The sequence below is a fragment of the Streptomyces lincolnensis genome (assembly GCF_021173675.1).
In the GTDB taxonomy this organism is placed as follows: domain Bacteria; phylum Actinomycetota; class Actinomycetes; order Streptomycetales; family Streptomycetaceae; genus Streptomyces; species Streptomyces lincolnensis_B.
In genome coordinates this window covers 19,181-42,141 of sequence record NZ_JAIHON010000005.1, presented here as the reverse complement: position 1 = coordinate 42,141, position 22,961 = coordinate 19,181, and the positions used below count along the sequence as shown (strand labels likewise).

Sequence of the window (22,961 nt, the reverse complement as noted above, 5' to 3'; positions counted from 1 at the left end):
AGGCGGTGCCACGGCGGTAGTGAACGGCTCAACGGCCGGGCGTGAGTTCGTCATGTGAGCGATTCACGGCACAGAACGTGAGGATCGGTCTACGGCCCGCGCGTCCGTCGGTGCGAGGCTCCCGGACAGATGGATGCGGTTCCCGGACTCCCCGACCCACCGGTCCCGGAGGAGAACAGAGGAGAATCCCCGTGGAGATCAAGGTCCTTGGCCCGCTGCTCGTCCAGGAACAGGGCGTGTCGATCGTTCCCAGCGCCGGCAAGCCCCGCCAGATCCTCGCCCTGCTCGCCCTGCGCGCGGGACGGGTCGTGCCCGCCCCGGTCCTGATGGAGGAGATCTGGGGCGAACAGCCGCCCCGCAGCGCCACCACCACCCTGCAGACCTACATACTCCAGCTGCGCCGCAAGATAGCCTCCGCGCTCGTGCGCGGCTCCGGCCGCTGCGCCAAGGACGTACTGAAGACCTGCTACGGCGGCTACCGCCTGGATGCCGCGCCGTTCCACTCCGACCTCACCGAGTTCGAGCGCCGGGCCGGTCGGGGCGGTGAGGCGCTGGAGACCGGTGACGCGGGCGCCGCGTCACTCCTGCTGGCCGGGGCGCTCGACCTGTGGCGCGGGCCGGGACTCGTGGACGTCCCCACCGGCCAGGTGCTCTCCGTCGAGCTGATCGGCATGGAGGAGGCCCGACTGCGGGTCCTCGAACAGCGCATCGAGGCGGATCTGCGGCTCGGGCGGCACGCCGCGCTCCTGTCCGAGCTGCGGATGCTGGTGGCCAGACATCCGATGAACGAGAGTCTGTGCGCCCAGTTCATGCTCGCCCTGTACCGCTCGGGCAATGCCTGGCGCGCGCTGGAGGCCTACCAGCAGCTGCGCGGCACACTCATCGGCGAACTCGGGATCGAGCCGTCCTCCCGGACGCAGCGGCTGCACCGGGCGATGCTGTCCGCGGACCCGTCCCTCGAACTGCCCCTGGCCGCGGCGTACTGAGCACGACCGCCCCCAGTGTGGAGTCGAGGCCGGCGGGCGGCTCGTACCGCAGGGCGAGGCCGAGGATGTGGGCGCCGGCCGGTGCGGGCGTCAGGGTCCGGTTCAGGAACCGCCAGCCGGCCGGGTCGGCCGGGGTGCCGTCGGGCAGGACCAGCCGGGCCGGGCCGTCGGCGTCGGTGTCGGCCGCGGTGAACCCGAAGGAGCCGAACGGCAGCCTGAGGCCCAGGCCGAGGGCCTTGCCGTACGCCTCCTTGAGCGTCCACAGCCGGATCAGGGCCCGCGCGCGCCGCGCGCCCGCCCACCGTGCCGACGCGGCCGACTCGTACGGGGTGAACACACCTTCGTCGAGCCGGCGGACCGTCCGCGCCGCCGGCTCGACGTCGACGCCGATCCGCCCGGCACGGCTGAGCGCGACCGCCACCAGGTCCCCGGTGTGACTCACGCTCACGTCCAGCCCGTCGAAACCCCGCAGATACGGGCGTCCCCCGGGCGCACGCGCCACGTCGATCTCCGCGGGCGCGGCGGCGAGGGCGTGCGCCGCGGCATGCCTGAGCAGCAGCCGCGAGGCCACGAAGGCCGCCCGCCTGCGGCCGGACAACGAGGCGGCGCGCCGCATCTCACCCGTGGACAACACGGCTTGTGGCGTTCCGGCACCGTCCCAGTCGTCGAGCCGGCCCCACACCACGGCATGGCCGAGCCGGTCGAGAGCGCTGCCCGTCTCCCGCCGCCAGGGTCCGTCGGGACCGGTGGCACGGACGGGCGTGAGGGCGGGGGTCACGGCCACCGCCCGGCGTACAGGTCGAGGGCGACGCCGTCGCGGCAGCGGGTCAGGGCCTCCTCGTACACCGCGTCGACGGATTCCTCGGTGCCCTGCGGCAGGGGCAGGCCGAGGCGGCGTACGACCCGGGACAGGGCGGCGGTCAGCCAGTGCGGGGTGCCGAGGAAGTCCGGGTCGGCGGTGCGGGCCACGCCGAGGCAGCACGCGGCCGCGTGCAGCAGGGCGTACCGGTCGGCCGCCGCCCGGGAGACCGGCGCGGACCCCGCAGCCCGCCCGGTGCGGAACTCCGCGCGTACCAGGGCGGCTTCGTGGGCGAGCAGGCGTACGAGTGCGCCGAGGGGTCCGGACACGTCCTCGGCGTGGAGCCGGAGACCGGGCCGGGCGGTGGCCGTGACCGGTACGGCGACCGGCGGTGGCAGCGGGCCGCCGGGCACGTGGACGCCGTCCGGGACGGGGGGCGCGTGCCGCCCGGGCCGGGTCACAAGGGCCGTGAGCACGTCCAGACCGCCCGGCCCGTACGACGTCGGCGCGGTCAGCGTCCGCAGGCGGCCGTGCAGCGCGCCGAACTCGCCGTGCGTGCTGTGGGCGTGCGGGCCGAGGACCGGGAGGAGCCCCTCGGCGCCTTCCCGCAGCAGGCGGGGCCCGAGGTGCCGGGCGGCGGCCGACAGGAAAGCCGTGTGCTCGGGCGCCAGGTGCAACGCGCGTACGGCGACCGTCACCAGGCAGTCCGTGACGAGCAGGTCGGCACAGGCGTCCGTCACGGCACGCCGGGCGAGCGAGGACCCGAGCGACCGGACGCCCGCGACCCCGGCCGCCCCGACCACGCCCCGCAGCACGGCGTCGGCCGCGCCGACACCCACGGACACGAGCAACGGCCACCCGAATCGCAGGGCGTCCAGCAGCACCCGGGCTCCCTGACCGGGCGGTCCCAGCATGGTTCCGGCCATCACGGCCGTGAGCGAGCCGTCGGCCATGTCCTCGGTGAACGTGACGTGGGCGTCGGCCTCCTCGCCGCGGGGCGGGAGGCGCGTCGCGGTGGCGGGGCCGTCCGTTCGGTGCGCGGCCGGCGTCGCGTCGGGCAGGAGCAGCGCGAGGCGGCCGCCGTCGAGGACGGTCCGGGCCGCGGCCGTCCGTTGCTCCCGCGTCCCGTGCAGGTCCACGGCGGCGCAGGCGAGCGCGCTCACGGCGTGGGCGAGCGCGAGGGACACGTCCCGCCGCCCGACCGCCCGCACCAGCAGCGTGGGCGTGTCGAGCCGTACCATCCGCCCGCCGGAGCGCACCGCGACCAGCTCCCGGCCCAGCCGGGCAGACGGCCGCCCGGCACCGAGCACCGTCTCAGAAGCCCGCCCCCGTGCCACCGGTGCCGTCTCCCGGGCCGTCCCTCGCTCCCGCATCAGAACATCTGGTCGTGGGTGATCCGGCGGGACCGGGTGCGGATCGTGCCGTCGGACGTCACCACCAGGACGTCGTGCACGACGCAGCTCGGGGCGATCTCCGGCCTGCCGCCGGGGCGGACCGTCACCACGAGGGCGTAGGTCGTGGCCAGCAGGGCGCCGTCCGGTGCGGGGACCAGGGCGATGTGGCCGAACCAGTGCCGGCGCTGCACCGGGTCGCCGTCGAACCGCTGGTGGAACTCGACCAGTTCCGCCACGATCCCGGGCCGGGTGCGCGCCGGCTCCACGCCCGGCGAGTGCTGGAACGTGCCGTCCTCGGTGAAGGTCGCCGCGTAGTCCTCGAACCGGAGCGAGTCGAGGGCCTGCATCTGGTGGGCGTAGAAGTGCTGGACGCGCGCGTACAGCTCCGGCGTCACCTGTGCGGCGCGGTCCGCCGGCGTGTAGCCGCCGGTCACGGCCGTCTCCGTGCTGGTCATGGTTCCTCCTGGGCGGGTGTGAGGGGCGCGAACGGCGACCCACGTTCGTCCCCGCCCCTCGAACCCGGCTGGAGGACCGGCGGTCAAGGACTCTTCGAGCCCTCTTCGAGAGCTCCCGCGCAGGCTGCGAGACGCAGACCGCGAGACGCGGACCGCACGAGGAGGAGGCAGCATGAGCCAGTCAGCGCGTCCGGTGGCCCTGGTCACCGGTGCGACGAGCGGGATCGGCCTGGAGGTGGCGAGCCGGCTCGCCGGACTGGGCGCCCGCGTGTATCTGTGCGCCCGCAACCAGGAGCAGCTCACCGACACCGTCAAGTCGCTCCAGGAGAAGGGGTACGACGTCGACGGCACGGTGTGCGACGTGGCCGACCCCGCGCAGATCCGCTCCTACGTCCGGGCGGCCGTGGAGCGCTACGGCCCGGTGGACATCCTGGTCAACAACGCCGGCCGCAGCGGCGGGGGAGCCACCCACGAGGTCCCCGACGAGCTGTGGCTCGACGTGATCAACACCAACCTCAACAGCGTCTTCCTGATGACGAAGGAGGTGCTGACCACCGGAGGCATGCTCGGCAGGGAACGCGGCCGGATCGTCAACATCGCCTCCACCGGCGGCAAGCAGGGCGTCGTGCACGCCGCCCCCTACTCCGCCTCCAAGCACGGCGTGGTCGGCTTCACCAAGGCGCTCGGCCTGGAACTCGCCCGCACCGGTATCACCGTCAACGCCGTCTGCCCCGGCTTCGTCGAGACGCCCATGGCCGAACGGGTGCGCACCCACTACGCGGGGATCTGGCAGGTCAGCGAGGAGGAGACGTTCGACCGCATCACCAACCGGGTCCCGCTCGGCCGCTACGTGGAGACCCGCGAGGTCGCCGCGATGGTCGAGTACCTGGTCGGTGACGACGCCGCCGCCGTCACCGCGCAGGCCCTCAACGTCTGCGGCGGCCTGGGGAACTACTGAGCCCGGCGCCCGTCGCGGCGGGAGACGGAAGGACGGCACGATGACTGTACAGACCGGCGCACAGCGGCAGTTGCTCTTCCACGACGACTTCGCCCACGGACTGGACCACGGTCGCCCGGACGCGACCTGGCGGCCGCGCGACACCCACATCGGGGCGGGCGGCGACGGCGTCGCCGTCCGCACCGCCGACGGTCTGGTGGTCGTGCCCAAGGGGGTCCATCCGCGCACCGGGGAACCCGCGTTCACGCTGCCCGAGGGCCCCGAACCGGCGGATGCCTTCCTGCGCTGGACCGCCTACCTCCAGGCCACCGCGTCATCCGGTGCCCCCGGCTTCGACACGCCCCCGGACCGGACCCTGACCGTCGAGGCCGAACTCGCGGTGCGTGCCTACGGCACCTGTGGCGCACCCGCGTCCGGCGCCGCCGCCGATCCGGCCGAGGACGTCCGACGGGGTGCGGGCGCGCTGATGACCTTCGACCGGGAGACCGGCATGGTCTTCGACCTCTGCCTCACCGGCAGCGCCGTGTACGCCCTCTACGAAAGGCTGCCGCGCCCCGGCACCGGCGACCGCGCGTTCTCCGTCGCCGTACCGCTGGCCGACGTACGACCGGGCCGACCGCACCACTGCGCGCTGACCTACGACCCCGCGGCGGGCGTCGTCCACTGGGCGGTCGACGGGATCCGCGCGCTGACCGTCGGCGACCTGGGCCGGCAGCAGTACGACGGGGTCCACGTGCTGTGGGAGGTGCCCGGCGAGGAGCGCCGGGCGACCCCGCGGCAACTCGCCGTCGGTCTGACCACGATGGCGGCCCGCCCGCACGGCCAGGGCGTCCGCCTGACCGTGCGCCGGGTCGCCGTGCACAGCACGACGCACTGAACCTCCGTCCCCGTGACCGGCGGTGGCCGCCCATCCCGGCGCCCGACCGCCCGAGCCCCTCACCCCCGGGGGCCCTCTCCCGAGCGCACCGCCGGCCCGCGACCCGGTCCGGCGGTGCGCTCAGGCATGGCGGCCACCACCCGGCGGGCCCGGCACATCCACCCGCACATCCCCCCCGCACATCCCTCCGACCACCCGCCCGACCACCCACCCGGGCGTCCACCCGAAGGAGTTCACACCATGACCGACGACAAGCGCGTGGCCCTCGTGACCGGGTCCACCTCCGGCATCGGCGCCGCGGTGGCCGTGCGGCTGGCCGCGGCGGGCATCCGCGTGGTGATCAACTCGGCGCGTTCCGAGGCCGCGGGGCGCCGGTTCGCGGGATCGCTGCCCGACGCGACCTACATACGCGCCGACCTGTCGAGCGAGGACGAGGCACGCCGGATGGTCGCCGAGTCGGTCGCCCACTACGGGCGGCTCGACATCCTGGTCAACAACGCGGGCACCACGAAGGTGATCCCGCACCCCGACCTGGAGGCGGCCGACGCGGACGTCTGGCGCGAGATCCTCGGCCTGAACGTGATCGGCACCTGGGCCACCACGGTGGCCGCCATGCCGCACCTGCGCGAGTCCGGCGACGGAGTGGTCGTCAACATCTCCTCCGTGGCGGGCAGCCGCCCCGCCGGCAGCTCCATCCCGTACGCCGTGAGCAAGGCCGCCATCGAGCACATGACACGGCTGCTGGCCAACACCTCCGGACCGCAGGTGCGGGTCAACGCCGTCGCGCCCGGACTCATCGAGACCCCGTGGACCAAGGACTTCACCGCGATCGCCGCACTCGTCCGCGAGAGCACGCCGCTGCGCCGGGTGGGCCTGCCGGAGGACGTCGCCGAGTCCGTGTACGGACTCATCGAGTCGCGGTACACCACGGGCGCGGTCCTCTCCGTGGACGGCGGCGCGCACCTGCTGTGACCGGCCCGGGCACATGGGAAGGCCCGGTGGTCCACCGTGGACCACCGGGCCTTCCCATGTGCCCGCGAGCCCGAGCGGGGGGCGCCGCTCAGGCCGTGCGGGCCACGGGTCGTTTCCGCCGCGCGCTCGCGTAGGCGTCGGCGTGCTCGATCGTCGTACGGCTGTTGCGGCCCAGGGCCTCGCGCACGTACTCCCGGGCCTCGGCGAGCGTGGCGTGCTCGCCGAGGACCTCGGGCACCGCCGCCGGGTCCAGGGCCACGGTGTGCCGGGCGGTCACCACCGGGCCCCCGGGCCCGTCCGAGAAGGTCCACAGACCGCTGTGCCCCAGCATCAGCTTCGGCGTCACGAGCTGTTTGTACGCGATCCACTCGCCGGACCTGCACACCCGCAGCGACCGTGTGGTGTGCGCCGAGCCGTCCGAGGTCACCGTGTCCATCTCCAGGTCCTGCACCTCCGGCGAGGGCGTGGTGAGCCGGACGCGGCCCACGTGCGGCAGCAGCCGGGCCCACCGGTCGGCACGGTGGACGAAGGTGTACGCGTCCGCCGCCGCCCCGGTGAGCGGGACCGTGTCGGTGAAGGAGAACACGATGTCGTCCACCGGGTGCCCGTACAGCGCGAGCCGGGCCAGAGCGGAGAGTTCCTCGGGGCTGTTGCGGTCCAGCCCTTCGAGGATCCACCGCACGGCCTCGGGGTCGTCGGCGACGGCGCTGAAGGTGTGCCGCAGCACGATCTCCGTGCGCGTCGGCGACAGTGCCCGGAAGAGCCACTCGCCGCGCATCGAGGCGATCGGGGCCCGGCTGCGGACCTGGGCGAAGGTCACCCGGTGCCGGTCGGGGTCCAGGGCCCGCTGCGAAACCCAGCTGCCGACCTCGCCGTTGACGACGGCCCACAGCTCGAACCGTTCCGCCCGCTCCTCGCGCAACTGGTGTTCCACGTGGACGCTCGGGCCGAACAGGGCGGGCCACCGGGTGACGTCGGCCGCCAGGCCGTACAGCTCGGCGGCCGGAGCGTCCACGGTCAGGGTGTGCTCGGTGTGGTGAAGACGTTGCTCGGTCATGGGCGCTTTCTCCTCCCCGGCCGGCTCAGGCGGCCGCGGGCAGGCTGCCGTTGACCAGGTCGAGGAGTGCCCGCGGGGTCTCCACCTCGGTGATCTCGTCGTCGGGGATGGCGACACCGAATTCCTTCTGGATCCGCGAGGCGCTCTCCATCAGGGCGAGGGAGTCGTAGCCCAGGTCGTCGAAGGCCGTGTCCAGGGCGGACTCCCCGGCCTCCAGGCCCTCGTCGGAGCCGGCGCACTCGCGCAGGATGCGGCGCAGGTCGTCCAGGGTCATCGTCTTCATGGTGTGAACTCGCTTTCTTTCCAGGTGGGTTGAACCGAGGAAGTGGACGAGGGGGATGCCGGGGCCCGGCTCAGAGGTGCGCCGCGCGGACCACGACCGCCGCGTTGAATCCCCAGCGGCCCCGCGCGAGCACCAGGGCGGTCCCAACGGGCAGTTCGCGGGGCTCTCCCAGGACCAGGTCGAGGCCGTAGGTCTCCGGCACCTCGCCGGTGCCGGCGGTCGCGGGCAGCACCCCGTCACGGATGGCCAGCAGCGCCGCCACCACGTCGAGCGGGCCGCCGCCGGCGTACAGGCGCCCGGTGAGCGCCTTGGGCGCGGTGACGGGGACGCCGCCGGGACCGAAGATCCCGGCGATCGCCTCCGCCTCGGCCCGGTCCAGCTCGGGGATGCCGGCCGCGTCGGCGAACACCGCGTCGACCTCGCCGGGTGCCACCCCCGCGTCGTCGAGGGCGAGTTCGGCCGCGCGGCCCAGCCGGGACGGGCGTCCCGAGCCGGGAGCGGGGTCGAACGTGGCCGCGTAGCCGGCGATCTCGCCGTACACGCGTCGCACGCCGCGCTCGCGGGCCGTGTCCGGGTTCTCCACGACGAGGATGGCCCCGCCCTCGCCCGGCACGTATCCGGACGCCCGCGTGTCGAACGGCAGATACGCCCGGTCCGGGTCGGCGACGGTGGTGACCCGGCCGCCCGCCAGCTGCGAGGCGTAACCCCACGGGTCGAGCGCCGAGTCGACACCACCGGTGACCATCAGGTCGGTGCCCTGCCGCACGGTGCGCCGCGCGTGCCCGATGGCGTCGAGCCCGCCGGCCTGCTCGCCGACGAGGGCGGCGCTGGGCCCGCGCATGCTGTTGCGGATCGAGATCTGCCCTGTGTTCACGGCGTAGAACCAGGCGAACGACTCGTAGACGCTGACGTGTTCGGGCCCCTCGGTCCACAGCTTGCGGAACTCTCCGTGGGTGAACTCGAACCCGCCGGTGGCGTTCGAGGTGACGACGCCCTTGGTGTAGTCGGTCAGCGTCTCGGGCGTCACCTCCGCGTCGGCCAGCGCCCAGTCGGAGGCGGCGAGCGTCAGCCGGGTGGACAGGTCGGTCTGCGGGAGCAGCCGTCCGGGCAGATGGTCCTCGGCCCGGAAGTCCGTGATCTCGCCGGCCAGCCGGGACGGGAAGCGGCCGGCGTCGAACCGGCTCAGCTCCCGGATCCCGTTGACCCCGGCCAGCGCGGCCTTCCAGTACGCCTCCGTGCCCAGCCCGTTGGGGGCCGTGACCCCGATGCCGGTGACGACGGCACGGGTGGCGGGGGCAGGGGTGGTGACGCTCGTCGCGGTCATGAACGCGCTCCTTCCGGACGCTGCAGCACCATCGCGCTCTGGAAGCCGCCGAAGCCGCTGCCCACGGTCAGCACCGTGTTCAGCCGCCGCTCCCGTGCCGTGAGGGGGACGTAGTCGAGGTCGCACTCGGGGTCGGCGGTGTGCAGATTGGCCGTCGGCGGGACGATTCCGTGCTCGATCGCCAGCGCGCAGGCCGCGATCTCGATCGACCCGATGGCACCCAGCGAGTGGCCGACCATCGACTTGATGGAGCTGACCGGCACGTCGTACGCGTGCTGTCCGAGGCTGCGCTTGAAGGCGGCTGTCTCGTGCCGGTCGTTCTGCTTGGTGCCGGAGCCGTGCGCGTTGACGTAGTCGACGTCGGTGGCGTCGGCGCGGGCCTGGCCGAGCGCCACCCGGATCGCCTCCGCCAGCTCCCGGCCGTCCTTCTTCAGACCGGTCATGTGGTAGGCGTTCGACCGCGTCGCGTACCCCGTGAGCTCGGCGTAGACGTGCGCGCCGCGGGCCAGCGCGGACCCGTACTCCTCCAGTACGAACATGGCGGCGCCCTCGGCGAGCACGAAGCCGTTGCGGGAGCCGTCGAAGGGGCGAGAGGCGTGCTCGGGGTCGTCGTTGCGGGTCGTGGTCGCCTTGATCGCGTCGAAGCAGGCCACGACGATCGGGGAGACGGGGGTGTCGGCGGCGCCGGCCACCATCGCGTCCACGCTGCCCTCGCGGATCAGCTGCGCCGCGTAGCCCACCGCGTCGAGCCCGGAGGTGCAGCCGTCGGACACCATCGTCACCGGCCCCTCCGCGCCCACCGTCCAGGCGATCTCGGCGGGCATCACGCCGGGGCTCAGATAGTCGAACATGTGCGGTGACAGATAGCCGGGGTCGACGACCCACTCGCGGCCGCTGCCGGACATCACCAGATACTCGCGCTCCAGGCTGGTCGCGGAGGCGACGGCGCTGCCCAGGCTGACGCCGAGGCGGTGCGGCTCGGGGTGGCCGGCCAGCGCCGACCCCGGCTGCAGACCGCTGTCGGCGAGGGCGTCTCGGGTACAGGCGACCGCGAACTGGGTGGCACGGTCCATGCGGCGCAGCTCGCGGGGCGTGAACCCCTCGGCCTGCGCGTCGAAGTCGACTTCACCGGCGACCTGGGAACGGAACGGGGACGGGTCGAAGAACGAAATGCGCCGGGTGGCCGTACGGCCCGCGGTCAGCAGCTCCCAGAACTCCTTCGTTCCGGAGCCGCCCGGAGCGCGCACCCCGATGCCGGTGAGCACCACACGCCTGGTCACCGCACACCTCCGGCACGCCTGAGGTCGGACAAGGGCATCGCGTCGTCTTCCTTTCGCCTGACCTGCACCGGGCGATCCCCGGCCGGCTCAGACTCCGGCCGCCGCCTTGAGAGCGGCTCGAAACGGAGTGGGGCACCTGCCACCGCCGGACCGCCCGATCCCCACCCCAGACGGGCCCTAGCCGTCGTCGAGGCGGGTTCGAGCCGTCGGCGCGAGCGTGGCCGCCGTATCGAGCCCGTACTTCTGAGGAGGTGTCCCGATGCCCGACCCGGCCCGACTGGCGGAACTCACCGCTCTCGCCGCGGATCACGCCGACAAGGCGGAGGCCGACCGGCGGCCGACGCCGGAGGTGGCGCAGGCCGTTCGCGACGCCGGTTTCGCGCGTCACTTCGTGCCGGCCCGCTGGGGCGGCACGCAGGGCACGTTCCGGTGGTTCCTCGACAGCACGGCCGAGGTCGCCGCGGCCGACCCGTCGGCCGCCTGGGTGGCGTCGATCGCCGCGACCCTGGGCCGGATGGCCGGCTTCCTGCCGGACGCCGGACAGCGCGCGGTGTGGGCGGAGCACCCGGACGCCCTGGTCGTCGGCGCGCTGCTGCCCGGCGGCGAGGCGACCGAGGCGGCCGGCGGCTGGCTGCTGAGCGGCCGCTGGGCCTTCCTCAGCGGCATCGACCACGCGGACCACGCCCTGCTGTGCTGCCCCGTACCGGTGCCCGGCGGGGGACGGGAGGTCCGGTTCCTGCTGGTGCCGCGCTCCGCCTACGAGATCGAGCGCACCTGGTTCACCGTCGGCATGCGCGGCACCGGCAGCGACACGCTGGTGCTGCCCGAGCCGGTGTTCGTACCGCACGGGCACAGCTTCGCCCGCGAGGTGCTGCTGGCGGGGCGCCCCGAGGCGTCGGAGGCGCACTGCCACCGGGTGCCGCTGAAGAGCGTGAGCGGCCTGTCGTTCGCGGCGCCCGCACTCGGTGCGCTGGACGGCGCCCTGACGGCCTGGACCGCGAACGCGGCCGCACGCCGGGCGACCCGCGCCGGAGGGCTCGGCATGTCCGGGGACACCGCCGCCACCGAGGAACTCGCCCTGGCCCGTGCGGCGGGGGAGACGGACGCCGCACGGCTGCTGCTGACCCGGGCCGCGGCCGACGCCGACGAGAGCCGCCCCGACGGGGCGAGGACCACCCGCGCCCAGCGGGACCACGCCCTGGCGGTCGACCTCCTGGTCACGGCCGTGGACCGGCTGCTGCGCACGTCCGGCACCCGTGCCCAGAGCGAGTCCGATCCCCTGCAGCGCTACTGGCGGGACGTCCACGCGGCCGCCGGGCACGCGGTACTCCGCTGGGAACCGGCCGCTCGCGGCTACGCGGCTCTCAAGCTGGAGTCACGGTGACCCGGCCGGTGACCGCGGCCCCGCCGGGCACCGGCTCTCAGGCCCGCGCCCCCGTGACCGCGTCGCTGTCGGCGAGCACCGCGTCCAGCAGGCCGGGGAAGCGGCGGTCCAGGTCGGTGCGGCGCAGGGTCAGCATCCTGCGGGAGCCCTCGATGCGGGTGCGGGTGACACCGGACTCGCGCAGTACGCGCTGGTGGTGGGACATCGTCGACTTGCCGATCTCGATGCCGGCGTCCTGCTGGACCTGGGTGCAGGACACCCCGGGCTCCCCGGCGCGGGCGATCGCGCGCACGATCGCCAGCCGGGCGGGCTCGGCGAAGGCCGCGAGGACCTTGGTCAGCACCAGCTCCTCGACCGGCGGATGAAACACCACATCACTCATGGACGCGAGCATAACTCCGCCTCGACGCGGTGTTCCAACATCATCGGAATGTTCGACGTCAATCGAACCGCAACCGAATCGGCCGATCGCTCGGAGAATCATGACCGACATCCACACCTCCACCCCCGCGCCCCCCAAGTTCGTGTCCGCCGAAGAGGCCGAGACCGTCGAGTGGACCGTCGAACGGGGCAGGTTCCTGCTGCGCGGCGACGACACCGACGGCCGCCTCTCCCTCTTCGAGGTCACCACACCGGCCGGCAGCGGCCCGCCCTTCCACTACCACCGCCACACCGACAAGGTGTTCTACGTCCTGGAAGGCGCCTACGACATCCAGGTCGGCGACAGCCTCCACCGGGCCGGCCCCGGCTGTGTCGTCTACGGCCCCCGCGGCATCGGCCACGGCTTCCGCAACGTCGGCGACACCGAGGGCCGGATGCTCTTCGTGACCACGCCCGGCGGCGCGGAGCTGATGTTCGAGGGCCTGGCCGAACTGCTCGCGGCCCCCGGCCCCACCGACCGCGCCCGCATCGCCGAACTCGTCGAGGCCCACGACACCGTCTACACCGAACAGCCCCCCGCCACCCGGATCGGGGGAACCCGATGACCGCGCCCGCCCGCATCCCGACCGTCGCCCTGGTCACCGGCGCCAACAAGGGCATCGGCCTGCACACGGCCCGCCGGCTCGGCGCCCTCGGCACCACGGTCTTCCTCGCCGCCCGCGACGAGGAACGCGGCCGCGCCGCGGCCGCCGCACTCGCCGCCGAACCGGCCGAGGGCGCCGACATCCGGTACGTCCACCTCGACGTCACCGACCCGGACTCCGCGAAGGCCGCCGCGGCCACCGTCGAGGAGACGTCCGGCCGACTCGACCTCCTCGTCAACAACGCGGGCGTCCTCCTCGACGCGGGCGTCCCGGTCCCGGAAGCCACCGCCGACCACCTGCGGCGCACCTACGAGGTGAACGTCTTCGGCGTGGTCACCGTCACCACCGCCCTGCTCCCGCTGCTGCGCCGCTCGCCGGCGCCCCGGATCGTCAACCTCTCCAGCAGCCTCGGCTCCCAGACCGTCAACGACCGGCAGCCCGAACGCCTGGCGCCCTACCAACTCCTGGCGTACGGCACCTCCAAGGCAGCGCTGAACGCCGTCACCCTCCAGTACGCCCACGCCCTGCGCCCCGACGGCATCAAGGTCAACGCCGTCGAACCCGGCTATGTCGCCACCGACCTCAACGGCCACTCGGGTCCGGGCTCTCCCGCCGAGGCCGCCGAGGCCGTACTGCGTCTGGCACTGCTGCCCGACGACGGCCCGACCGGCACCTTCCAGTCGGCACAGGGCCCCGTTCCCTGGTGACCACACCCCCGTCCCGGAGACACACGGAGACACACGGAGACACACCATGACCGCCGTACCCAGCAGGATGCTCGCCGTTCCGATCGACGCGTACGGCGGCCCCGACGTCCTGCGTCCCCGCGAACTGCCCACGCCCGTACCCGGACCCGGCGAGGTCCTCGTCGCCGCCGAGGCCGTCGGCGTCGGCTTCGCCCAGACCCAGATGCGCGCCGACGCCTTCCCCGCCCCCATGTGGCACCCCACCCTGCCCCTGCTGCTCGGCGGGGACGTCGTCGGCACGGTGGCCGCCCTCGGGCCCGGCACCACGGGCGTGCGCGTCGGCGACCGGGTGGGCGCCTTCCTCATGGAGGGTGCCTACGCCGACCACATGGTGGCCCGGGCCGACACGCTCGTCCCCGTGCCCGCCGGACTCGACGCCGCGGAGGCGACCGTCCTGCCCGGCGCCGGGCCCATCGCGGTGGGCGTGCTGGCCACCGCGGGCCTGCGCCCGGGCGAGAGCGTCCTGGTGCACGCGGCCGCGGGCGGCATCGGCCACCTCGTCGTCCAACTGGCCAGGGCCGCCGGCGCGGGACGGATCCTCGCCGCCGCGAGCACGCCCGCCAAGCGGGAGTTCGCCGCCGGCCTCGGCGCCGACGCCGTCATCGACCCCACCCGGCCCGACTGGCCCGACACGGTCCGCGAGGAGACCGGCGGTCGTGGCGTCGACGTGATCCTCGACAGCATCGGCGGCGCCACCCTGCTGGCCGGTGTGGGAGCCCTGGCCCCCGCCGGGCGCCTGGTGTTCTACGGCTCGGCAGGCGGCGGCACCGACATCCCCCGGGTGTCCGTCATGGACCTCATCGCCCTCAAGGCCGTCACCGGCTTCTCCCTCTCCGCATGGCGTGCCGCCCGGCCCCACCAGTACCGCGACGGAATCGCCGAACTCACCCGCCGGCTCCGCGACGGCACCCTGCGACCCGCGGTGCACGCCCGCCTCCCCCTCGACCAGGCGGCCGCCGGGCATCGGCTGATCGAGGACCGGCTGCACCAGGGCCGGGTCGTCCTCGTCCCGCCTGCCACGCCCGCTCCGGAGCCCGCGCCCACCCCGCAACCCGCCCTCGAACGGAGCTGATCCCGATGGCCTTCTCGCGCAGTGGCCCGCGCACCCTGTGGCTGCCCGCCCTCGACGGCATGCGCTTCGTCGCCGCCTCGATCGTCTTCCTCTTCCACTTCGCCTACCAGTTCCCCTTCGGGGACACCGAGGTGGGCGAGCTGTACAACAAGGTCGTGGGCCGCGCCGGCCCCATGCAGGTGGGTTTCTTCTTCGTGCTCAGCGGCTTCATCCTGACGATGGTCGCCAAGCCGGACGAGCCCCTGCGGCGCTTCTACCGCCGCCGCACCGTGAAGATCTACCCCAACCACCTGGTCGCCTGGGCCCTCGCCGCCCTCGCCATGCTGGCACTCGGCATCCCGATCGCGGCACGCAGCGCGGTCCCGAACCTGTTCCTGATCCATCCGTGGTTCCCGCCGATGGACATCACCTTCAGCATGGACTTCGTCAGCTGGTCCATGGCCTGCGAGGTGCTCTTCTACCTCTGCTTCCCGCTGCTGTACAAGCTGGTGGGCCGGATCCGCCCGCGGCACCTGTGGTGGTGGGCGGCGGGCGTCGCGGCCGCGATGTGGGCGGTGCCCTTCGTCGCCGAACTCCTCCCGGCGAAGCCGCTGTACTACACGATCCCGGCCCGGCAGGTGTGGTTCATCCAGATGTTCCCGCCGGTGCGCGCCCTGGACTTCGTGCTCGGCATGGTGATGGCCCGGATCGTCCTGGAGGGCAAGTGGATCCGGCTCGGGCTCTACCCGGCGCTCGGGCTGTTGTTCTGCGGCTACCTCCTCGCCTCGAACGTGCCCGAGCCGTGGAGCTTCGTCGCGGCCACCGGCGCCCCCATCGCCCTGGTCGTGGCCGCCGCCGCCACGGCCGACATGAAGGGCCTGTCCTCACCGTTCCGCAGCCGACCGGTGGTGCGGCTGGGCGAACTCTCCTTCGCCTTCTACCTGGTGCACTGGCAGATCCTCGACTTCGGCCATGTGGCGCTGGGAGAGCACCGGCAGTGGAGCACTCCCGTCGCCGTCGCCCTGGGACTCACCGCGTACGTCGTCTCCTGGGGCCTGGCCTGGCTCCTGCACGTCCTCGTCGAGGTCCCCGCCATGCGCCGCTTCGCCCGCCCCCGCCCCAGGACGGCCCCGACTCCTGGCACGGACGCCCTGCCGACCGTCACCTACGGCAAGCCCGTCGCGGCTCCGGGCAACGTCCCGTCACCCGGCCCGGATGCCGGGTGACGACCCCGAGGGTCCCACCTGCAACGATCGTAACGATGACCACTTTTGCGCTGGCCGCACCCAGGTAACAACTGAAACCCGTGGGAAACAAGGTCTTGTCGCTGTCTTAAAACGACGGTTATTTTAACCGCCATTCGAAGTCCGGCCTGATCACCCGGGCGACCTCCACGGCGTGTGCATGCTTCAAAGAAGAAGGACAGTGCCATGACGCTTGACAAAGCGCAGTTTTCTCGTCGGGGTTTTCTGGGTCTCGGAGTCGCGGCGGGGGTCATCACGCTGACGGCGTGCGGCTCCGGGAGCGGGGCCAGTGACGCTCCGCTGCTGATGACGGTGTGGGGCGGCGACCCCGACCGCAAGACGTACCAGGCCCGCATCGACCTGCTGGTCAAGAAGTACCCGGACCTGAAGGTCAAGCTGCAGCTGATCCCGAACGACTCGTACCCGCAGAAGGTCCAGACGATGATCGCCGGCGGCAGCGGGCCGGACATCATGCAGGTCGCCGAGAGCGTCAACACGTACTCCAGCAAGAACCAGTTGCTGCCCCTGGACGACCTGGCCAAGGCGGCGAAGCTCGACGCCGGGCAGCGGTTCGGGCCGGTCGGCTCGCTCTACACCTACCAGGACAAGACGTACGCGATACCGGACCGTTCCGGCGCGGTCACCGTGTTCTACAACAAGGACATGTTCGACAAGAAGGGCATCAAGGCCCCCACCGCGGAGTGGACCTGGGACGACGCCCTCGACGCGTTCAAGGAGCTGACGGTCCCCGGGAAGGTGTGGGGATACAGCGGTGCCGAGTGGTGGCCGCAGTGGTGGAGCCTGGCGTACCAGAACGGCGGCACCATCATCGACGCCCAGGGCCGGCCCGCGATCGACAGCGACGAGGTCGTCGAGGCGCTCCAGTGGGCGGGCGACCTGGTCTTCAAGCACAAGGTGGTGCCGAGCAAGGCGGACTACGCCGACATGGGCCCCGACATCGGCGGCGACCAGGCGTTCCCCAACCAGAAGGTGGCCACCCACGCCAACGGCTTCTGGGTCATGTCGGGTCTGACGAAGGTGGACTTCGGCTGGGACATCGCGCCCATGTGGCGCGGCAAGAAGCAGGCCGTGTCGGCGTTCGGCAGCGGACTGGCGATCTCCCGCACCTGCAAGCAGCGCGACAACGCCTTCAAGGCGATCGACTTCCTCACCTCCGCCGAGGCGCAGCAGGTGATCATCGCCACCGGCCAGGACGTGCCGGCCAACCTGGAGGTGCAGAAGAGCCAGGCGTTCCTCAAGCCGTCCTGGATGAAGACCGACGTCGACATGGGCGTGTTCGCCGAGTCGAGCGAGTTCGTCTTCCGGGCGCCGTTCATCCCCGAGTGGAACGAGATGATCGACACCATCTCCAACGGGCTCGCCGACTTCTGGCTCGGCAAGGAGCGCAGTGCCAAGAAGGCGCTGACCGCCGTACAGAAGGACCTTGAGGCCCTCATCAAGTCCGGGGCATGACCGGCGATGGCAACCTCGACCGCCCCGAAGGCCGCCCCGGCGGCCGCGGAGAAGACCGCCTCACCCAAGCCCGGAAAGCAGAAGCTCTCCAAGCGGCGCCGCCGTGAGGCCCTCTCCTTCTACCTGTTCATCTCGCCCTGGATCATCGGCTTCCTGGTCTTCCTGCTCGGGCCGATGATCGCGTCGATCTACTACTCCCTGACCGACTGGGACTCCTTCACCCCGCCCCGGTGGGTCGGCTTCGAGAACTACACCAAGCTCCTCACGGACGACCCGGTGTTCTGGACGGCCCTGTGGAACACCCTCTACTACGCGGCGATCTCGGTCCCGCTGGGCCTGGTGATCGGCCTGTGGCTGGCGAACCTGCTCAACAAGCAGGTCCGTGCCCGCAAGCTGTTCCGCACCCTGATCTACCTGCCGACGCTGATCCCGCTGGTCGCCACCGCGATGATCTTCCGGATGGTGCTCGCGCCGAACGGCCCGATCAACGACTTCCTCGGCCTGTTCGGCGTCTCCGGCCCCAACTGGCTGTACGACGGCCCCTGGGTCAAGCCCGCCCTGATCCTGATGTCGACATGGGGCGCGGGCGCCGCGACCGTGCTGCTGCTCGCCGCGATGAAGGGGATCCCGCGTGAGCTGTACGAGGCGGCCGAGGTCGACGGCGCGAGCGGGATGCGGCAGTTCTGGAGCATCACGCTGCCGCATCTGACACCCATCATCTTCTTCAACCTGATCATGGGTCTGATCGCCGCGTTCCAGGTCTTCTCGCAGGTCTACATCCTCGTAGCGAAGGGCAAGAACCCCGCCGGTTACGACGCGGCCCAGACGATGGTGCCGTTCCTCTTCGACCAGGCGTTCAGCTACTACCACATGGGCTACGCCTCGGCGATCTCCTGGCTGCTGTTCCTGGTGATCCTGGTCTTCACGGTGATCGCCTTCCGCACCACCCGGCGCTGGGTGTTCTACGAGACCGAGGTGAAGTGATGGTGGCCACCCTGGCGACCCCTGTCAGCGAGAAGCAACCGGGCAAGGAGCGCCGGAGCAGGAAGCGCCAAGACGCCCCCGCCGTACGGGCGTTCCGCGCGACCCCCTTCACCTACGGCACCCTGCTGATCGTCGCCGCGATCCTGACCACCCCGCTGGTCTTCGTCGGTTCGATCGCCCTGTCCAGCGACGCCACCGTGAACAACGGCGCGTTCACCGTCATCCCGCGCGAGTTCCACTGGGACAACTTCTCCCGGGTGTTCGGCACCGAGCTGCCGGTGGGCACCTTCCTGCTCAACTCGGTGCTCATCTCGCTGTTCTCGGTGGCGGGGCAGGTCCTGTCCAGCGGCCTGGTCGGCTACGCCTTCGCCCGGCTGAGGGCACCGGGCAAGAACACGATGTTCCTGATCGTCATCGCGACGATGATGATCCCGACGCAGATCACGATGATCCCCCAGTTCATCCTCTTCAGGGACCTGGGCTGGGTGAACACCTTCCTGCCGCTGATCGTGCCGAACTTCTTCTCCAACGCCTTCAACGTCTTCCTGGTACGGCAGTTCGTCTCCCGGCTGCCCAGCCAGCTCGACGAGGCCGCCATGATGGACGGCCTGGGCTTCTTCGGCATCTACCGGCGGATCATGTTCCCGATGCTCAGGCCCGTCCTGATCGCCATCGGCATCTTCACACTCACCCATACCTGGGGCGACTTCATGGGCCCCCTGATCTACCTCAACGACGAGTCGAAGATGCCGCTCGCCCTGGGCGTGCAGTACATCACCGCCACCTCGCAGGCCGGCCAGGCCCCGCCCTGGAACCTGGTGATGGTCGGCTCGATCCTGCTCGCCCTGCCGATGATCATCGTCTACTACATCGGCCAGAAGTACCTGTACGAAATGGACATCAGCGGCGGAAGCGCGGGAGTGAAGTGAACCGTACGCAGACCATCGAAGCCGTCCGGCTCGACGGCGGGTCGGTGTGGGTCGACGGCCGGCCGCGCACCCTGCTGTGCGCGTCGCTGTTCTACTTCCGCCTCCCCAGGGAGCAGTGGCGGGCCCGGCTCGCACAGGTACGGGCCTCCGGCTACACCTGCGTCGACGTCTACCTCCCGTGGAACTTCCACGAGACGGCCCCGGGGCGCTGGGACTTCGAGGGCCGCCGCGATGTCGCCGCCTTCCTGGACCTCGCACGGGAAGCCGGGCTGTACGTCATCGCACGGCCGGGTCCCTACATCTGCTCCGAGTGGGACGGCGGCGCCCTGCCGGCCTGGCTGGGACTCGATCCCGACCTGCGGGTGCGCCAGCACGAGCCGCGCTTCCTCGCGCAGGTCACCGCCTGGTTCGACCAGGTGCTGCCGCTCCTCGCCGAGCGCCAGTACCCGGCGAACGGCCCTGTGATCATGGTGCAGTTGGAGAACGAGCTGGACTTCTTCGACTGCGAGGACCGCACGGCCTATGTGACCGCCCTGCGCGACCAGGCCCTCGGCCACGGCATCACCGTGCCGCTGATCGCCTGCTCCGGACAGGGCGACCTGGAAGGAGCCACCGGCGACGTCCCGGGTGTCGTCCCGGCGGCCAACTTCTACCCGGACGACGACTCCCCGGACATCGAACCCGAAGTACGGCGCTACGCCGAGCTGTTGGCCGAGCGCGACCTGCCCCTGCTGGTCACCGAGACCAACCGCCGCCACCGCACCCTGCGGCGGCTCCTGGCGAGCGGCGCCTCGCTGATCGCGCCCTATCTCCAGTCGTCCGGCTGGAACTTCGGGTACACCCCGTCCACCGGGAACTGGGGCAGACCCGGCAACTTCATGAGTCACGGCTACGACTTCGGCGGCTACGTCTCCTCCACCGGCGCCGAACGCCCCGAGTACGCCGAGGGCCAACTGCTCGCCCGGGTCATCGACGTCCTCGGGCCGCGCCTCGCGCTCGCCACCTCGGCCCTGCCGCGCGTGGGGATCACCGCCGACTTCCCGACCAGCTCGTCACCGTCGGCCCTCGACCTCGACGAGGGCGGTCAGCTCGTCGCCGTACCGCATCTCGGCAAGGAGGCCGGTACGGCGGTCGTGAACGGCGTGCCCGTCGCCGTCGCCGCCGACTCCTGTCCGCTGATGCTGGTGGACGTGCCCCTGCGGCCCTGGGGGTACGACGGGACGCTCACCCTGGCGTCCGCGGATCTGGTGGCGGCGTCGGAGGGCGTGCTGACGTTCTCCTCCGAGGTGCCGGTCACCGTCGTCGTGGACGGCACCGGGGTGGAGATCCCGGCACCGGTGCCCGGAGCGCCGGAGCGGGCGACGGTCGAGGGGCTGATCCTCGTCGCGCTGGCACCGGGGGACGCCGTACGCCTGCACGGGGTGGACCGGGACGGCACGGTGCGTCTTGACGAGCCGGAGCCGGCGCGGGCCACCAGGCCGCCCGTCGCCGTACGCGAGATGCGGCGGCGGACGGGGACCGCGCCGGAGAAGGCCGCGGGCGGGCACGAGTTGCCGCCGACGCTGGAGTCGCTCGGTGTGTACCGGGGGCGCGGCACCTACCGGGCGACGGCGGAACTGACCGGCGTCGACGAACTGCTGCTCGTCGGGGCGGCGGACATCGTCGACCTGACGATCGGCGGGCAAGTGCGGCCGACGATCGCCGGGTTCGGGGCGGCCGAGCGGATCGACGTCCGCGCGGCGACCGGGCCGGTCGGGATCGAGGCCGTCGTGGAGATCTGGGGGCACGCCAACTTCGACGACGCGCGCCTGCCGGCCCTCCGTCTCGGCGCGCTGCGCGGACTCGGCACGCTGTGGACGGTCCGGGAGACGACGGACGTCTCCGCCCTGTGGTCGGTGCACGGCCACTGGGCGGGCCGGCCGGCGCCCCTGCGCGTGCTGGGCGGCTGGAGCAGCACCCGGGTCGGCGTGCCCGTCACCTACAGCCGCGAGATCCGCTCGGACACGGCCTGCGCACTGCACCTCAAGGGCGTGGTCGAGCCGGTGCGGGTGAGCGTGGACGACGGCGAGCCGTACACCGTCCACACCGAGGACCCCTGGGTCCTGCTGCCCGCCGGGACCCGCCGGATCTCGGTCACCGTGCCGCACCACCCCAGCGGCGGCGGCCTCCGGGCCGAACTGCTCGGCCTGGACCCGGTGACCGGCTGGACGTGCTCCGCGCAGGACGACGACCTGCTCACCGGGTTCGCCACCGAGCCCGCCGCCGGGCCGGAGGTCCGGCTGCCGCTGGCCCTGGAACCGGGGGAGGAGGCATGGCTCGACGTCGACCTGCCACCCTCCCACGACGGCCTGCTGGTACGGCTGGACGGGTCGCGGATCCGGGTGACCGGCTGGGCCGGCGGGGAGTGCGTGGGCCGTGTCTGGGCCGGCGACCGGCCGGCCTTCTCCGGCGGGGATTCGAACGTACTCTGGATCCCCGCGGGTTGGTCCGGGCTGACCCTGCTGGTGCGGGGGGCCGCCGGGCCAGGGGGCGCGGAACTCCGTACGCTGCGGCTGGAGTCCCCTGACAGCTGACCCTGACCGCTGAAGGAGCATGGTGGCGCGGCACACGGCCCGTGATCTTCGTAGCGAGAACCGGTTCGAGGTTCTGCACGCTTTGTTCGAACTCGGGCCGTCCACCCGCCAGGAGCTCGCCCGGCACACCGGGCTCAGCCAGGCGACCGTGGCGACCCTCGTCACCGAGTTCCTGTCCGGAGGCGTCCTGCACATCGCCGCCGTGGAGCGCAACACCGGGGGACGGCCGCAGGAGCGGCTGACCATCGCCCCGGACCGCGGCCGCATCGTCGGCGTCGACGTGGCCGAGACCTACGTCGACGCCGTCGTCCACGACCTCGCGCTCGACGTCCTCAGCCACGCCGAGGTCGCGCTGGACGAGAAGGAGAACGACCCGGGCTACGTCGTCGACGGCATCGTCCGCGCGGTCGACCGGGCTCTCGGCGCCGACGAGAGCGAGCGGGAACGCGTCATCGGCGTCGGGGTGAGCATGCCGGGGCACGTCCACCCCGACGCCGGTGTCTCGGTCTTCGCGCCGAACTGGGACTGGCACGACGTCCACATCGAGGAGCTGTTGGAGCAGCGCCTCGCCATCCCGGTGTACGTCGACAATCCGCTCAAGGCCGTCATCCTGTCCGAGATGTGGTTCGGCGTCGGCAACGTCGTGGACAGCATGGCCGTCGTCAACCTGGGCACCGGGGTCGGCGCCGGGATCGCCCTCGACGGCTCGCTGATCCGCGGCATCACCAACAACGCCGGCGAGTGGGGGCACACGCTCCTGGAACTGGACGGCCGGGCGTGCCGGTGCGGCCGGCGCGGCTGCGTCGAGGCGTACGTCGGTGCCCCCGGCCTGCGCACGACCCTCGCCGAGATCGACCCGGGCCACCCCACGCTGCGGCAGCCGCGGCAGCGCGACTTCGTGGAGGCGGTCGCCGAGGGCCTCGCCGCGGGGGATCCGGCGCTGTCTGCGCTCGTCCTGCGCACCGGGCGCTATCTCGCCGCCGGCCTCGGGGACCTGGTCAACCTGCTCGACGTCCCGCACATCACCCTCACCGGCTGGGCCTCGGAGGCCCTCGCCGACCGGCTCGTGCCCGCCGTGCGCGACGAACTGCCCCACCACGTCCTGCCCGGCTCCCTGCCTGGCCTCACCGTCGAGCCGTCCCAGGTCCCGGGCAACGCGGTCGCCCT

Annotated in this window: 21 protein-coding genes and 1 pseudogene; 14 read left to right on the top strand and 8 right to left on the bottom strand. The window is 72.4% G+C overall.

Translation table 11 applies throughout. The features are described from left to right. Positions 1–191 precede the first annotated feature (191 nt). Positions 192–986 (top strand): AfsR/SARP family transcriptional regulator, encoded by a 795-nt coding sequence (locus K4B79_RS14525; protein ID WP_232026985.1) that lies wholly within the window; start codon positions 192–194, stop codon positions 984–986. Here K4B79_RS14525 and K4B79_RS14520 read toward each other — a convergent pair. From K4B79_RS14520 to K4B79_RS14510, 3 genes are read right to left on the bottom strand one after another with little or no spacing between them, the layout of a single operon-like run. Beyond that, positions 880–1,764, bottom strand: a complete 885-nt coding sequence (locus K4B79_RS14520) for a 4'-phosphopantetheinyl transferase family protein (RefSeq protein ID WP_232026984.1) — start codon at positions 1,762–1,764, stop codon at positions 880–882. The two genes, K4B79_RS14525 and K4B79_RS14520, sit on opposite strands and share 107 nt — an antisense overlap. Next, positions 1,761–3,158: a hypothetical protein gene (locus K4B79_RS14515; protein ID WP_232026983.1), complete on the bottom strand. Its 1,398-nt coding sequence runs from the start codon at positions 3,156–3,158 to the stop codon at positions 1,761–1,763. Before K4B79_RS14515 ends, K4B79_RS14520 begins: the two co-directional genes overlap by 4 nt. Then, the gene (locus tag K4B79_RS14510; protein ID WP_232026982.1) at positions 3,158–3,634 is read right to left on the bottom strand and encodes a nuclear transport factor 2 family protein; all 477 of its coding nucleotides are present in this window, start codon (positions 3,632–3,634) and stop codon (positions 3,158–3,160) included. The genes K4B79_RS14515 and K4B79_RS14510 overlap by 1 nt, the downstream gene beginning before the upstream one ends. Before the next feature lie 172 nt (positions 3,635–3,806). On the opposite strand from K4B79_RS14510, the gene K4B79_RS14505 reads away from it, so the two are divergent. The 3 genes from K4B79_RS14505 (at position 3,807) to K4B79_RS14495 (ending at position 6,441) form a co-directional block, all read left to right on the top strand. Then, on the top strand, positions 3,807–4,592 hold the full coding sequence (locus K4B79_RS14505) for an SDR family NAD(P)-dependent oxidoreductase (protein WP_232026981.1): 786 nt from the start codon (positions 3,807–3,809) through the stop codon (positions 4,590–4,592). Positions 4,593–4,632: 40 nt separating this feature from the next. Beyond that, positions 4,633–5,469, top strand: coding sequence for a DUF6081 family protein (locus tag K4B79_RS14500; protein WP_232026980.1), 837 nt, complete (start codon positions 4,633–4,635; stop codon positions 5,467–5,469). 240 nt (positions 5,470–5,709) lie between these two features. After that, on the top strand, positions 5,710–6,441 hold the full coding sequence (locus tag K4B79_RS14495) for an SDR family NAD(P)-dependent oxidoreductase (RefSeq protein WP_232026979.1): 732 nt from the start codon (positions 5,710–5,712) through the stop codon (positions 6,439–6,441). An 88-nt stretch (positions 6,442–6,529) separates the two neighbouring features. Here K4B79_RS14495 and K4B79_RS14490 read toward each other — a convergent pair whose 3' ends face one another. From K4B79_RS14490 to K4B79_RS14475, 4 genes are all read right to left on the bottom strand, one after another. After that, complete coding sequence (locus K4B79_RS14490; RefSeq protein ID WP_232026978.1) at positions 6,530–7,498, bottom strand: aromatase/cyclase; 969 nt, start codon at positions 7,496–7,498, stop codon at positions 6,530–6,532. A gap of 25 nt (positions 7,499–7,523) precedes the next feature. Continuing rightward, positions 7,524–7,781: an acyl carrier protein gene (locus K4B79_RS14485; RefSeq protein ID WP_232026977.1), complete on the bottom strand. Its 258-nt coding sequence runs from the start codon at positions 7,779–7,781 to the stop codon at positions 7,524–7,526. Between the two features lie 70 nt (positions 7,782–7,851). Beyond that, positions 7,852–9,105 (bottom strand): ketosynthase chain-length factor, encoded by a 1,254-nt coding sequence (locus tag K4B79_RS14480; RefSeq protein WP_232026976.1) that lies wholly within the window; start codon positions 9,103–9,105, stop codon positions 7,852–7,854. Beyond that, positions 9,102–10,385 (bottom strand): beta-ketoacyl-[acyl-carrier-protein] synthase family protein, encoded by a 1,284-nt coding sequence (locus K4B79_RS14475; RefSeq protein WP_232026975.1) that lies wholly within the window; start codon positions 10,383–10,385, stop codon positions 9,102–9,104. The genes K4B79_RS14480 and K4B79_RS14475 overlap by 4 nt, the downstream gene beginning before the upstream one ends. A 259-nt stretch (positions 10,386–10,644) precedes the next feature. Between K4B79_RS14475 and K4B79_RS14470 the strand changes: the two genes are divergently transcribed. Continuing rightward, entirely contained in the window at positions 10,645–11,769 is a 1,125-nt protein-coding gene (locus K4B79_RS14470; protein WP_232026974.1) for a hydrolase, read from the top strand. A gap of 37 nt (positions 11,770–11,806) precedes the next feature. On the opposite strand, the gene K4B79_RS14465 is transcribed toward K4B79_RS14470, so the two are convergent. After that, positions 11,807–12,151, bottom strand: coding sequence for an ArsR/SmtB family transcription factor (locus K4B79_RS14465; RefSeq protein ID WP_232026973.1), 345 nt, complete (start codon positions 12,149–12,151; stop codon positions 11,807–11,809). 100 nt (positions 12,152–12,251) lie between these two features. On the opposite strand from K4B79_RS14465, the gene K4B79_RS14460 reads away from it, so the two are divergent. The 9 genes and pseudogenes from K4B79_RS14460 to K4B79_RS14420 form a co-directional block, all read left to right on the top strand. Next, positions 12,252–12,755 (top strand): cupin domain-containing protein, encoded by a 504-nt coding sequence (locus K4B79_RS14460; protein WP_232026972.1) that lies wholly within the window; start codon positions 12,252–12,254, stop codon positions 12,753–12,755. Next, complete coding sequence (locus K4B79_RS14455) at positions 12,752–13,501, top strand: SDR family oxidoreductase (RefSeq protein ID WP_232026971.1); 750 nt, start codon at positions 12,752–12,754, stop codon at positions 13,499–13,501. Before K4B79_RS14460 ends, K4B79_RS14455 begins: the two co-directional genes overlap by 4 nt. A 46-nt stretch (positions 13,502–13,547) precedes the next feature. Continuing rightward, positions 13,548–14,612 carry a quinone oxidoreductase family protein gene (locus tag K4B79_RS14450; RefSeq protein ID WP_232026970.1) on the top strand — a complete coding sequence of 355 codons (1,065 nt, stop codon included), beginning with the start codon at positions 13,548–13,550 and terminating at the stop codon, positions 14,610–14,612. A 5-nt stretch (positions 14,613–14,617) separates the two neighbouring features. Continuing rightward, positions 14,618–15,817, top strand: a complete 1,200-nt coding sequence (locus K4B79_RS14445; protein WP_232026969.1) for an acyltransferase family protein — start codon at positions 14,618–14,620, stop codon at positions 15,815–15,817. A gap of 204 nt (positions 15,818–16,021) precedes the next feature. Further along, a complete protein-coding gene (locus tag K4B79_RS14440) occupies positions 16,022–17,308 on the top strand; it encodes an ABC transporter substrate-binding protein (RefSeq protein ID WP_232026968.1) in 1,287 nt (428 codons plus the stop codon). A gap of 6 nt (positions 17,309–17,314) precedes the next feature. Continuing rightward, a complete protein-coding gene (locus tag K4B79_RS14435) occupies positions 17,315–18,292 on the top strand; it encodes a carbohydrate ABC transporter permease (RefSeq protein ID WP_232026967.1) in 978 nt (325 codons plus the stop codon). Beyond that, positions 18,292–19,221 (top strand): carbohydrate ABC transporter permease, encoded by a 930-nt coding sequence (locus tag K4B79_RS14430; protein WP_232026966.1) that lies wholly within the window; start codon positions 18,292–18,294, stop codon positions 19,219–19,221. Before K4B79_RS14435 ends, K4B79_RS14430 begins: the two co-directional genes overlap by 1 nt. Beyond that, the gene (locus tag K4B79_RS14425; RefSeq protein WP_232026965.1) at positions 19,218–21,794 is read left to right on the top strand and encodes a beta-galactosidase; all 2,577 of its coding nucleotides are present in this window, start codon (positions 19,218–19,220) and stop codon (positions 21,792–21,794) included. Before K4B79_RS14430 ends, K4B79_RS14425 begins: the two co-directional genes overlap by 4 nt. Positions 21,795–21,813: 19 nt before the next feature. Beyond that, a pseudogene (locus K4B79_RS14420) lies at positions 21,814–22,926 on the top strand (ROK family protein); the annotation flags it as partial. Between the last annotated feature and the right edge of the window lie 35 nt (positions 22,927–22,961).